Annotated in this window: 9 protein-coding genes; 5 read left to right on the forward strand and 4 right to left on the reverse strand. The window is 41.8% G+C overall.

What is annotated here, in order from left to right; genetic code table 11:
• The first annotated feature begins 166 nt into the window (after positions 1-166).
• Positions 167-514 (forward strand): translation initiation factor, encoded by a 348-nt coding sequence (locus ACFFRD_RS32385; RefSeq protein WP_114082941.1) that lies wholly within the window; start codon positions 167-169, stop codon positions 512-514.
• Between the two features lie 141 nt (positions 515-655).
• Positions 656-814 carry a YqaE/Pmp3 family membrane protein gene (locus ACFFRD_RS32390; RefSeq protein ID WP_012410519.1) on the forward strand — a complete coding sequence of 53 codons (159 nt, stop codon included), beginning with the start codon at positions 656-658 and terminating at the stop codon, positions 812-814.
• A gap of 190 nt (positions 815-1,004) precedes the next feature.
• On the opposite strand, the gene ACFFRD_RS32395 is transcribed toward ACFFRD_RS32390, so the two are convergent.
• The 4 genes from ACFFRD_RS32395 to lpdA all read right to left on the reverse strand — a co-directional run bounded on the left by ACFFRD_RS32395 (position 1,005) and on the right by lpdA (position 5,037).
• Positions 1,005-1,673 (reverse strand): carbonic anhydrase, encoded by a 669-nt coding sequence (locus tag ACFFRD_RS32395; protein ID WP_392479922.1) that lies wholly within the window; start codon positions 1,671-1,673, stop codon positions 1,005-1,007.
• A 480-nt stretch (positions 1,674-2,153) separates the two neighbouring features.
• Positions 2,154-2,405, reverse strand: coding sequence for a DUF5340 domain-containing protein (locus ACFFRD_RS32400; protein ID WP_114082938.1), 252 nt, complete (start codon positions 2,403-2,405; stop codon positions 2,154-2,156).
• Positions 2,406-2,631: 226 nt separating this feature from the next.
• On the reverse strand, positions 2,632-3,522 hold the full coding sequence (gene trpC / locus ACFFRD_RS32405) for an indole-3-glycerol phosphate synthase TrpC (RefSeq protein WP_179074200.1): 891 nt from the start codon (positions 3,520-3,522) through the stop codon (positions 2,632-2,634).
• A 90-nt stretch (positions 3,523-3,612) separates the two neighbouring features.
• A complete protein-coding gene (gene lpdA / locus ACFFRD_RS32410) occupies positions 3,613-5,037 on the reverse strand; it encodes a dihydrolipoyl dehydrogenase (RefSeq protein WP_392479923.1) in 1,425 nt (474 codons plus the stop codon).
• Between the two features lie 489 nt (positions 5,038-5,526).
• Between lpdA and ACFFRD_RS32415 the strand changes: the two genes are divergently transcribed.
• The 3 genes from ACFFRD_RS32415 (at position 5,527) to ACFFRD_RS32425 (ending at position 12,713) form a co-directional block, all read left to right on the forward strand.
• The gene (locus ACFFRD_RS32415; protein ID WP_392479924.1) at positions 5,527-7,302 is read left to right on the forward strand and encodes an SWIM zinc finger family protein; all 1,776 of its coding nucleotides are present in this window, start codon (positions 5,527-5,529) and stop codon (positions 7,300-7,302) included.
• A gap of 312 nt (positions 7,303-7,614) precedes the next feature.
• The gene (locus tag ACFFRD_RS32420; protein WP_392479926.1) at positions 7,615-9,411 is read left to right on the forward strand and encodes a ShlB/FhaC/HecB family hemolysin secretion/activation protein; all 1,797 of its coding nucleotides are present in this window, start codon (positions 7,615-7,617) and stop codon (positions 9,409-9,411) included.
• A 665-nt stretch (positions 9,412-10,076) separates the two neighbouring features.
• Positions 10,077-12,713, forward strand: coding sequence for an EAL domain-containing protein (locus ACFFRD_RS32425; protein ID WP_392479927.1), 2,637 nt, complete (start codon positions 10,077-10,079; stop codon positions 12,711-12,713).
• Positions 12,714-12,872 lie beyond the last annotated feature (159 nt).

Raw genomic sequence — 12,872 nt, forward strand, 5'->3', positions numbered from 1 at the left:
ATAGAAAAGTCTGGGACATATCTGGGGTATACCTGGGGATGAGGTAGAAAAACAATTCCCAATTCCTGGCAATGGATTTGTAATGTTAGCCTAGAAATTGATATCCCAGCAGAATGGTTGCGTAGAAGTTTCCACTGCCTTTGAAATTTTTCTTAACAAATATTTTATGTCTTCTTCCAATTCTAAATCTTCTGACAAAAGCTTCGTCTACCGCGAATTTGGTAACGACAACTCCGCCGCCACAGAAAGACCAATTCCAGAACTGCCCCCACAACAACAAAATCTTAAAGTACAAGCTTCCCGCAAAGGACGCAAAGGCAAAACTGTCACAGTGGTTAGCGGTTTTCAAGCTAAACCAGAAACCTTGGCAGATTTAGTAAAGCAGTTGAAGACCCAGTGTGGGACAGGTGGGACACTTAAAGATAACGAAATTGAAATTCAGGGCGAACACAAACAGAAAATTGCCGAGATTTTGACCAAGCTAGGTTATAAAGCCAAAATTAGCGGTGGCTAATTTTGAGTGCGGTTTACCGCATCTTAACTGTCACCTAGATTGAGAAATGGAATGTTATCTTTGAAAAGTACAAATATGCTTGAACGGTGGTGGATTACTTCGCTAACAAGCTATTTTTAGTGAGATAAACAGGAGGTTTAAATGGATTTAGTTCGGATTTTGTGTGCCATTTTCGTGCCGCCTTTGGGAGTTTTTTTACAAGTAGGTTTTGGTATAGACTTTTGGATTAATATAGTTCTGACGCTTTTCGGTTACATTCCTGGAATTATTCATGCAGTATGGATAATTGCTAAGAAATAATTCTTTGTACGAGTAGATTGGGTGTAACCATCTCTACAGAGGCAATTAATCAATTGCCTCTACAAAAAGATTTTTGAGTTGGATGTCTGCACGGATATATCACAACACTATATTTTTTTACTTAAAAAACTCTAAAGACACGATAAATCATGTCGATAAAGTATTAATCTCTGTAGCAGTCAATCTCGAATTAGGTTTCATTTTTTAACATCGCATAGAGTCTAAACTCTAGAAGCAAAGGGCAGATGTGTAACTGCCATTGCACAGTTGAGACATTCAAATCTTTGATTAAACCAGTGCGTATATCTAGTACCCAACCATGAACCATAGGCGCTTTTCGCTCATAAAGTGCCTGACGCAGGATAGAAGTTTGGTAGAGATTTTTTACTTGCGCCACTACATTTATTTCTGCCAAACGATTCAGACGTTCTTCTCTGGTTGGTAAGGCATCAATTTCTTCTTGTTTGTGTAAATACAGTTCCCGAATCGGATTTACCCAGTTATCCAGGATTCCGATGGTTCTCCCTTCTAAAGCCGCTTTAATTCCTCCGCAGTCGTAGTGACCACAAACGATAATATGTTCCACCTTAAGATGTAAAATTGCGTATTCTAAAACGGCTAAAAAGTTAATATCCGTTAGAGAAACTTGATTAGCAATATTACGATGAACAAATAATTCTCCTGGTTCTGTACGAGTAAGGTTTGTTAAGGGTAAACGACTATCAGAACACCCGATGTATAGAAAAGGTGGTGTTTGTCCCTTAGATAATTCTTGAAAGTAAGTTGGATCTATAGCTAATTTCTCTGCAACCCAAGCCTGATTATTTCTGAAGAGTTCATCAATGCTGTTATATTTCATCTTTCGTCAAATTCGAGAGAGAATCTCATAAATATTTTAGCTGAATTACAGTTTCCGCTAAATCAGTATGAACTTGTTGCAATCTAAAATTTGAGAAAGAGAATAGTCTTTTTTTACAACATTAATATATTTATTGTATAAATTGTAAACAGAGGATTTAGGATTTAGAGAGAAAATAACTATGTATAACTTTAGGTAAATAGCTAAATAAAGTAAAATTTACATCACTAAGAATATGATTATTGAGACTGCCAATTTTAAACCCTCATCTAGCATCTATAGATATTTTTGCAAAGTAAAAAAAGTTCTATAAACATAATTACTTTAAATAACACCCTAAACCGTGCATTTGAGTCAAGGAAGTGCGGACTAACTTTTAAGTGCTATCTCTTTAATACACAGAGACATTTATTTCCTGATAACAGTAAACTATCTTAACAAAGATGCAAAATTTGAGGTTGAGATATTCAGTTATCAGCTTCAATCGGGGGCAACAACTTTGCTCTCGTTATGATGATTGATTGACCAACGGTGATCGACAGTTACAGAGGAAAACTCGCAAATTTCTTCTAGTCGTTTTTGTTGTACCGCAGCTTTACGGAGAGTAATAATTAGTTGATTTACCTGATGTCGTAAATCTGGATTATCATTAACCGCTAACATAGTTTGTCTTTCTAAAAGTTGAAGTATAAGTTCGTAGTGAATAGGTGAAGGTAAAGGAATTTGCTCCATGAAGTTTAATTTTGATTTCATATTTGGAATTTTGCCTTAGTCAAATTTCATCTCTCGTACATAAATTGTTACATAATAAATAACTAGTTGCTTATGGCTTTGATTTGATTAGCGATGAAGATTTAGCAAAGATATTGATAATAGTTGACAGCAAAATTCTGCGTGTCTACGCATAGTATGCCCCATTAATTGCCCTGTACTAAGAGGTACAGGGGAAGTTTTTATTTCAGAAATTTTTCGGTAATATACTGGCGATCGCAGCGCCGGGATCGGGTTGTTTTACCAAAGATTCTCCAATGAGTACAGCAGATGCACCTGCTGTAAGCACTAAACTCAAATCATCTGGGTTGTGTAGTCCTGACTCGCTGACAACAAGGATGTTTTTCTCCTGCAATTGGCTACCTCTTGCAGCTAAAAGTTGGCAAGTAGTTTGCAAGTCAACGGAGAAATCTTCCAAATTGCGATTATTGATTCCTACTAAGGAGACACCATCCAAGGCTAACACACGGTCAAGTTCTGCCAAGCTATGGACTTCAATCAGGGCTGCCATTTTCAAGTTGTTAGCAATTTTGAGGAAGTATTTCAAATCTTGATCGCTCAGGATAGCCGCAATCAACAAAATAGCATCTGCACCGTGAATCCGCGCCAAGTATATTTGGTAAGCATAAATGATAAACTCTTTGCATAATAAGGGCAAATCTACAGCAGCCCGAATCTTGGCTAAGTTTTCAAAACTACCTTGAAAGAACTTGACATCGGTTAGCACGGAAAGACAACTAGCACCACCTTGCTGATAAGATTGGGCGATCGCTACTGGATCAAAATCTTCTCGGAAAACGCCTTTACTTGGTGAAGCTTTTTTAACTTCGGCAATCAATGCTGGTTTAGTCTTGCCTTGGCGCAAAGCAGCGACAAAATCATGGGTTGGCGGCGCAGTCAGTACCTGCTTCCGCAATTCTTGCAAAGGAACCTTTTCCCGCATCAGGTCATATTCTGCTTCTTTCTGCCAGACAATTTCTTCCAAAATGTTGTTTGGCGCTGAATCAGGTACGGCAGCCTGGTAACGTAACATCGATACAGCAATAGCTGGGTTAGGGGAACGACGACGGATTTGCATAATTAGTCATTTGTCAGTGGTCATTGGTCATTTGTCATTGGTCATTTGTCCTTGTTTATTGACAAAGGACAAATGACAGAGGACAAATGACTAAATAGCTCGTTTATAAGCTTCGTCTAGCACTTCCGAGAGTGTCGGGTGGGCGTGAACTAGATGTGCGAGGCTTTGGACGGATTGACGGTTTGCGATCGCGGCTGACGCTTCATGGATTAAGTCTGAGGCGTGGAGTCCAAAAATGTGAACGCCTAGGACTTCTCCTGTGTCTTTGCGATATATCACCTTGGCAATACCGTCGGCTTCATTTTCTGCCAACGCTTTGGAATTCCCTTTGAAGTAACTCCGACTTGTGGCGATTTCAAACCCTTCGGTTTGTCCCAATTCCTTCGCTGCGGTTTCTGTTAAACCTACATAGCTAACTTCTGGGTGGGTAAAAGCTGCTGCGGGGATGCTGCGATAGTCTACTATTCTTTCCCTCCCAACTATATTTTCTACTGCGATGATGCCTTGAGCAGAAGCCGCATGTGCTAACATCATCTTCCCATTAGCATCGCCAATTGCCCAGACATTTGGTACTACTTCACCGCCTGATAGTACTGCCATGCGATCGTCAACTGGGATAAAATTCCGCCGATCGAGTTCTATACCCACAGACTCCAAACCAAGATTTTTGGTCGCCGGGATGCGTCCTGTAGCCACCAAGCAAGCATCTACTTCGATGACATCTACATCTTCTTTGGTTTTGAAATCTGCTAACTCAATTACCACTGGTGAACCAGGGGTGACTTTTTTGGCGTATATCCCCACTTTGGTTTCAATATCGCGGGGAGTAATCAGCACGCGTTCGGCAAGTTTGGCAATATCGCGGTCAAATCCTGGCATTAACTGATCTAGGGCTTCAATCAAGGTGATTTCACAACCCAAAGCTGAGTAAATATCAGAAAATTCTAAGCCGATATAACCACTACCAATAATTGCCACCCAGTCTGGTAGAGACTCTAACTTCACACCTTGGTCGCTAGTAAAGACAGTTTTGCCATCTACTTCAATCCCTGGAGGTACAAAAGGAATTGAACCAGGAGAAAGGATGATGTCTTTGGCTGTGATGATTTTTTCACCACCGTCTCCGGTGATAGAAACTTTTTGTGCCCCAGCGATTTTTCCCCAACCCTTGAGAATATCGACTCCTAGACGTTTGAGACTGTTGGTTAAGTCCCCTTGAATTTTTGAGACGAGATTATTAGCATGATTAGCGATCGCTTGGCGATCGAATTCCACACTACCAATTTGAATTCCCAGCGATTTGAGGTGGTGGGCATTGCGTAACTCCCGCACCCGTCCAGATGCCGCCAGCAGCGCTTTAGAAGGAATACAACCCCGATTAACACAGGTTCCTCCCATATCACCAGCTTCAATAATCGCTGTTTTTAAACCACAACTTACGGCGTGTAAGGCTGCGCCATGTCCGCCTACACCAGCGCCGATAATAACTAAATCGTAATCAAATCCTTGACTCACGTTAGGTTCCCCGTCTGCTTCGCCTATTTATTCTCAACTTGACCGACAATCAGCGCAACCCCTTTAACAGTTATCAGTTATCAGTTGTCAGTTTTATTGCTGGGTTTAAGCCCCCAGCACATAGTTATTCAGTGAACATTGGAAACTGCTAACTGATTTAAATCCCCTACCATCCGCCTGATAACTATTTACTGATTTAATGTTCGGGTGTTGCTAACTTCAATTATGATTCACTGACTTCGGGCGAAAAGATGGATGTTTTCAGTAATTATAGTCAAATCTAGATACTTATTTTAAAGGGAATGGGGAATGGGGGGACAAGGGGACAAGAGGTGAGAACTTGAAACAAGTCTTTCCCCTTGTCCCCAATTCTCCTTGTCCCCAAGTCCTCTTCCCAATGCCCAATGACTAATAACTTTACAGCGCCATCGCCTAACACCTAAGCTGGATTTAGGATTCATCCAGAGGATTTACACAGGCGATCGCTCGATGTCTATTCCCCAAATTACTGAATTTACTATCCGCCGTCATGCCAACACCAAATCTTTCCAACGCGGCGAGGCATACTATGAGGCTGGTGCTGTTCATACTGTTACCCAACGTGGTCATCTGCTTCAAGCGGAAGTTGCAGGTACTGAAGCAAGACCTTATCATGTCAATTTGAGTTTCGATAGCAGTGGGTTAACCTCAGCAAACTGCACCTGTGCCTACAACTTTGACGGGTGGTGCAAACACATTATCGCCACGATGCTTGTCTGTGTGCGTGATTCAGAAAGTATTGAACAGCGCCCCACCCTAGAACAACTACTCAATCGCCTCGATAATATCCAAACTCAAAGGCTGCTGAAAGAGTTGGTAAATGAATACCCACTACTAATTGAGGCGATTGACCGTCATGTAGGTTGGATGACGAATCCGATTATCGAGCAAACAAGCATAAAACCCTTGCGCCGCCGGACTATTGATCCGGCTCCCTTTCGACGGCAAGTCCGGCAAATTATTCGGGATGCTGTGCGCTTCTTTGAGGAAGGGTGTGAAGAAGACCCGATTGCCGAAGAATTGGTGAGTGTGGTGCAAACTGCGGTAGCTTTTAGCGAACAGGGAGAGGGTGAAAATGCGATCACTATTTTAGAAGCGATTACCTTTACTTGTGTGGAAAATTGGGACGACATTGCAGATTACGGCGCTGAAAATGATGAAATTGTCGGTGAATTAAATGAGGCTTGGTGTGAAGCAATTCTGACTGCTGAACTTACCCCAGAAGAAAAAGTTGATATTCAAATAAATTTGGAAGCTTGGCAAGATGAGTGGAATGCTGATTTTGGCCTAGTGATGGAAGCTTTACGTCAAGGTTGGGATTATCCGCCCCTAGTACAAGTTCTTCAAGGTAATATTACCGAAAGGGGAGCTTGGGAAGAAGACGTGCCAGACTATGCAGATGATTTGGCACTAATTCGGCTAAAAATTCTCGAACGTCAAGAACGTTACCAAGAATATCTCTATTTAGCAGAAGCAGAAGGACAAACCCAGCACTATCTCACAATGTTAGGGCGTTTGGGCAGAGTAGAAGAAGCAGTTGATGCTGCTCAAACCCAGATGAACTCAATGGAAGAGGCGTTTGCCTTAGCGAAAGCCCTAAGCGAACAGGGGGCGTTACAGCAATCACTAGATATAGCCCAGAGTGGGTTAAATTTACCAGGGAATTGTCAGTACGAATTAGGAATTTGGACAAGTGATTTAGCTGTTGAATTGGGTAATAGCGAAGCTGCTTTATTAGCAATTAAGGCGGCTTTCCAAGTCAAGCCCTCCTTTGTTGACTACGAAAAGATGGCAGAATTAGCTGGAGAAAACTGGGAAACTGTCAAAACAGACCTGCTGAGAATTATTCGTGCTTATAGTGGTTGGGGAACAGAATCAGCCAAGGTAGATATATTCTTGCATGAGGGGCTAATTGATGATGCAATTGCGATCGCTAGTGAACTCAGTTCTTATTATTCCGAATTGATTCATCGCGTCATGAATGCCGCTATCCCTCACAATCCAACTTGGGTGATTGCTAATGCGCGTCGCCGTGCCGAAAAGATTATGGATGGAGGTAAGGCAGAATATTACTACTATGCGGTTGAATGGTTAAAAAAAGTCCGTGCCGCCTATTTGGAATCTGGGAAGAAAGCTGACTGGTTAAGCTATCGGGAAAAGTTGATGCAAACCCACGCTCGTAAACGTAAATTGATGGGAATGTTACAGCAAAGGGAGATGGAGTAAAAACTATTATTTTTAAGCTTTCATTTAATGGACATCTCCAGAAATTAAATATGCGTTAACCAGAACCCTTGTAGAGACGTAGCAGTGCTACGTCTCTACATTCTTTTTCGGAGATGTCTAATGGGTTGTAGAGACGCAAATTTTTACGTCTCTAGAAAGTTTTAATGAAAAACCACTGATCAAATTGAATGGCATTTTTAAATTTAGATTTGCCCAAGATATTAACCTTAACGGCAAAAGATGAAGTAAGATTCACATCTGAGACAGTTTCCGTATAATTCCATAGTTACGGACAAAAAATAGTGCAGTGCGATGATTAATAAATATCCTCAGAATCTTATAGCGTCCCATTTACCACTGAGTATGCTTGTATTACTCAGCAGCATATCTTCTAATCCAGTGAAAGCTCAGGCTGTTGATACTACACAATTACCAACTAGTACTTTCATCCTTTCACAACAACAACTCCCACCACCACAAGATTTACAACCACCCGTACCTTCACCAGTTCCCTCACCTGAACTGCCTCAGCCACTTCCCCCACCAGCAGAACTATTTCCCCCCTCTGTCCCAACTCCCACACCTGATGAACCACTACCTGGTAAGTTTCCTCAAACTATTGTTGTTGAACGGTTTGAAGTTATTGGTAGCACAGTTTTCAGTCCCGAAGAGTTAGCCATTGCCACTGCTGAATTTACCAAACGACCAATATCGCTGAGTGAAGTGTATCAAGCACGTTCTAAAATTACTGATCTATACGTCAGAAATGGTTATATTACCTCTGGTGCATACATCCCACCCCAAACAATCCAATCCGGTGTTGTAAAAATTCAGGTGGTTGAAGGTAAATTAGAAGATATTCAAGTAACTGGAACTCGGCGGTTAAATCCGAATTATGTCCGTAGCCGCCTAGCGATCGCTACATCAGCGCCTCTGAATCGGCAGCGTCTACTAGAAGCACTACAACTCTTGCAACTGAATCCTTTGATTCAAAACGTTTCTGCTGAACTCTCCGCAGGATCGCGGACTGGCTCTAGTCTTTTAGAAGTCAAGGTTAGTGAGGCAAAAACCTTTAGTAGCCAGATAGTTCTTGATAATGGGCGATCGCCTAGTGTTGGCAGTTTTCGCCGCCGCTTACAATTGAATGAAGCTAACTTATTGGGATTGGGAGACGCTCTAGGTGTCGCTTATACTAATACCGATGGTAGCAACTCCCTTGACGCAAACTATACATTACCACTCAATCCCCGCAATGGCACACTGACTTTCAACTATGGCATCACATCAAGCAATGTCATTGAACCTCCTTTCGACGTTTTAGATATTCATTCAGATTCTCGCTATTACGAACTGACATTCCGCCAGCCAATAGTTCAAACTCCGACACAAGAATTCGCCCTTGGGTTGACAGCCTCACGACGCGAAAGTGATATTTCGTCTTTGCTACAGAGAGAAGGGTTTCCCGGCTCTGTACTTTCACCTGGAGCTGATGAACAGGGACACACTAAGGTATCTGCATTCCGATTTTTTCAAGAATGGACGAGTCGTAACAGCCGTGAAGTCATCGCCCTCCGCTCCCAATTTAGTTTGGGTATAGATATCTTGAGTCCCACGATTAATCAAAACGCTCCCGATAGCCGTTTTTTTGCTTGGCAAGGACAAGCGCAGTGGGTACGCCTTTTAGCTCCTGAAACCTTAATGTTGCTGCGTTTAAATACGCAACTTGCATCTAGAACACTTCTGCCTTTAGAGCAATTTGGCTTAGGTGGGCAGGATAGTATTCGGGGTTATCGTCAAGATTACCTGCTGACGGATAATGGCACTTTTGTCTCTGCGGAAGTTCAAGTACCAATTCTGCGCTTACCCAAGATAGATAGCACGTTACAGGTTGTTCCGTTTGTGGATTTTGGTGTTGGTTGGAATAGTTCAGGTAGAGAGAATCCTAACCCTAATACTTTAGCTGCTGTTGGTCTGGGGTTGCGTTGGTCACAGAGTGATCGCTTCACTGTTCGTCTTGATTGGGGCGTTCCTTTAATATCAGTTGAATCAAATGAGAGAACATTACAAGAGAACGGTCTGTATTTTAGTTTACTGTATAATCCTTTTTAAAATTTAAGTGTTAGAAACAGTTTATTCTCTTACCTCATCTACAATAGGCTTCTCTAACGAGACGCTACATCGACCTAGGAGTAAATTAACGAGGGGTTCTTTTGCCATTAAAAACTAAAAATCAGACGGTTATTTATATAATTCGGAGTTTCTGCACCACTCAGAATAAAAATCCGTAAATATACTATATATTCTATTCAGTGTTTGATTTTATTCTGGGTATCCTAAGAAAGACAGGTTGGGCTGAATAGACGAAGGGACAAAGCTGATAACTTATCTCTGGGACTTCCAGTTAAAAATTTTTCAACCAACAATCGTGGTTGTAGGGTGTGTTATTGCGATAAGGTAACGCAACTGTTATCTGTAAGTGGTACGTTACTGGCTATAACATACCCTACTGGATAATTTATTTTTTGGAAATCCAAATAAGTCTAAAAAACAGCTAGAACTTCTACCGCAAAACTGATTGAACAATTAGCCATATTATTCAAGAGGTCAATCATAAATAAAATGGTTGGTTTGCAACTCACACCAATTTTGTGATCTTAGGTGGTGACAAATTTTATGAAGCAAGTTTTGCTAGAAGTTCAGACTTTCAGACCGCACTTCTGGGAGTTGTATTTTTCAGACTAAGACAAAAATATATGAGAATTTGAGGAACAGCCATGCTAGGAAATGAGCGGGAAAAAATACGCCATCTGTTGGTCATCAAAGACCTGCAAGGGCGGAGAACTGTCCCCCTACGAGAGACTACTTATTCTCTGGGGCGGCATCCTGCAAACACCATTGTCTTGGTTTCTCGGTCAGTATCAATGCAACACGCAATTTTGTTGCGAGTAACTGTTCCAGAGACTGACCAATATGGCTTCCAGATTATTGATGGTAATTTCAAGGGTAAAGGAAGTACTAATGGCTTATTTATAAATGGTACTAAATCCATTTCTCATAATCTTAGAAATGGAGATAATATTGCCTTTGGCAGTAATCAAGCTCAGGCTAAGTATTATGCTATTTCCAACATTTCAGAAGAAGCATTTTCTGAATCTTTTGATGTTGAAGATTTATCTGGTTTTCTATCAGAGCAAGCCAGTCCTGCCAATCCTTTTCAAACCCTAGCTATCGATCCCAGCTTGGAAGCAGCAAGTGAGTCTGCCTTAGCTCGCCTAGCATCCTTCCCTGAACTCATCCCCAATCCAATTGTTGAAATGGATTTCGAGGGAATAGTGACTTACATCAATCCTGCTGCTACTCTCAAGTTTCCCAAACTCAGGGAAGTTGGGACAGAACACCCAATATTAGCAGGACTCCTGAGTACAGTTAAGAATTTAGAAAAAAATTCTTTTGTGCGGGAGGTGGAAGTAGATACAGAAGTTTTTGAACAATCCGTTCTTTACCTTCCTCAAAGTGATTTAATTAGAACTTTTATTATTAGGGATATTACAGAGCAAAAACAAGCTACAGCCGAATTGCGTCAGCGCGATCGCTTGCTGCAAGCAGTTGCAGAAGCTGCTAATTATTTGCTGGGGGAAATGAATTACGAAACTGGTATTGAGCGAGCTTTAGCGATACTGGGCGAAGCTGCCAAAGCAGATCGTGCTTATCTTTTTCAGAACCATCCCCATCCTGCTACAGGGGAAATAGCAGTCAGTTTGCGGTTTGAATGGACGCAATCTTTAATTGAATCTACCCACCATCATTGGCAGAATCAGGTTTATCAAGGTTCTGGATTAGCCCGTTGGTATAGTGTTCTTTGTAGCGGCCAGTCAATTAGCGGACTCACCCAAAAATTTCCGATCGCCGAACAAGAATTCCTCATTAGAGATGGCATTCAATCCCTTCTTTTGGTGCCTCTCCGCTTGGAAAATGAGTGCTGGGGCTATCTTGGCTTGGCAGACTGTACCTTTGAGCGTCATTGGTCAAAGCACGAAGAATCTACACTTTTGACAATGGCCGCTAGTATTATTGGTGCCCGGCAACGTCAGCAAGTAGAAGAAAAGATCCGCTATCAAGCCCTCCATGACATGCTGACAGGGTTGCCCAATCGCCTACTATTTAACGAACTGCTGAGTAAAACTCTGCCCAATGCCACTCGGAATGGCGAAAGTTTAGCTGTGATCTTCCTCGACCTGGATCGCTTCAAGGTAATTAATGACACTCTGGGGCATACTTTGGGAGACCAATTGTTAAAAAACGTCGCTCAAAGATTAAAAGATTTACTCAGAGGGGGAGACACTATAGCCCGTTGGGGAGGCGATGAGTTTACTATCTTACTCCCACGAGTCACTGATATTGAAGAAGTAACGCAAGTGGCGTACAGAATTTTACAAACCTTAGAAGATCCTTTTTATCTCCAAGGGCATGAACTTTATGTGACTGCCAGCCTCGGTATTGCGTTGCTTGATAACAACAGTCCTGATGCCGAAACACTAATCCAGCACGCAGATGCCGCTTTATACTACGCCAAAGACAAAGGGCGGAATAACTATCAATTTTATAGTGTTTCTCTGAGCGCTAAGAATCCTGAACTTCTGACTTTAGAAAAGAGTTTGCGCTATGCTCTAGAACGTGAAGAATTTACGGTGTTCTATCAACCTCGTGTGAACATTAGCACAGGAGAAATTACTGGTATGGAGGCTCTGTTGCGTTGGCAGCACCCAGAAATGGGATTGGTAGCACCCAGTGTCTTCATTCCCCTCGCCGAAGAAAGTGGATTAATTATCGCCATCGGCGAATGGGTGCTACGGACAGCCTGTATGCAAAATAAAACCTGGCAAGATTCAGGATTGCCACCTATAACTATGGCTGTCAATCTTTCTCTGAAGCAGTTCCGCCAACCCAAATTGGTGGAGATTATAACTAGAGTTTTAGAGGAAACGGGTCTAGATGCCCACTTTTTAGAATTAGAAATTATGGAAACCACAGCCATTGAGGACTTGGGTTTTACCAGAACGGTGTTAGAGGAGCTAAAGCAGATGGGTGTTAACATCTCCATTGATGACTTTGGTACGGGTCACTCCTCGCTCTCGCGCCTACAGCTTTTGCCACTCCACAATCTCAAAATAGATCAGTCTTTCATGAGAGATTTGAAACCGGATTCAAAAGTATCTCATATTATCCAGGCCATAGTTACCTTGGGACACAGCTTGGGATTGAAGTTGACAGCCGAAGGGGTGGAAACAGCAGAACAATTGGAGTTCTTGAAATCTATCGACTGTGAGGAGGTACAGGGCTATTTCTTCTACCGCCCACTTCCTGAACAGAAAGCAACAGAAATTCTCGAAAGTAAACGACCAATCATCTAGTACCGCAAGGCGGAATTAAAAATTAAAAATTAAAAATTAAAAATGAATACAGCATAAGCATTTCATTTATTTATGGGTGGTTTATTTCCGCCGTGTTGTACTAGTACAAGAAAAAACTGTTTGTACCAGTAACGATACAATAGCATTCATCATAATTCG

It is taken from the genome of Nostoc sp. C110 (assembly GCF_043099725.1).
GTDB classification, from domain to species: Bacteria; Cyanobacteriota; Cyanobacteriia; order Cyanobacteriales; family Nostocaceae; genus Nostoc; species Nostoc muscorum_A.

Bases quoted from the DNA above. Each gene is read 5' to 3' on its own strand.
- ACFFRD_RS32385 (WP_114082941.1), top strand. From the start codon at position 167: ATGTCTTCTTCCAATTCTAAATCTTCTGACAAAAGCTTCGTCTACCGC.
- ACFFRD_RS32390 (WP_012410519.1), top strand. From the start codon at position 656: ATGGATTTAGTTCGGATTTTGTGTGCCATTTTCGTGCCGCCTTTGGGA.
- ACFFRD_RS32395 (WP_392479922.1), bottom strand. From the start codon at position 1,673: ATGAAATATAACAGCATTGATGAACTCTTCAGAAATAATCAGGCTTGG.
- ACFFRD_RS32400 (WP_114082938.1), bottom strand. From the start codon at position 2,405: ATGGAGCAAATTCCTTTACCTTCACCTATTCACTACGAACTTATACTT.
- trpC (WP_179074200.1), bottom strand. From the start codon at position 3,522: ATGCAAATCCGTCGTCGTTCCCCTAACCCAGCTATTGCTGTATCGATG.
- ACFFRD_RS32415 (WP_392479924.1), top strand. From the start codon at position 5,527: ATGTCTATTCCCCAAATTACTGAATTTACTATCCGCCGTCATGCCAAC.
- ACFFRD_RS32420 (WP_392479926.1), top strand. From the start codon at position 7,615: ATGATTAATAAATATCCTCAGAATCTTATAGCGTCCCATTTACCACTG.
- ACFFRD_RS32425 (WP_392479927.1), top strand. From the start codon at position 10,077: ATGCTAGGAAATGAGCGGGAAAAAATACGCCATCTGTTGGTCATCAAA.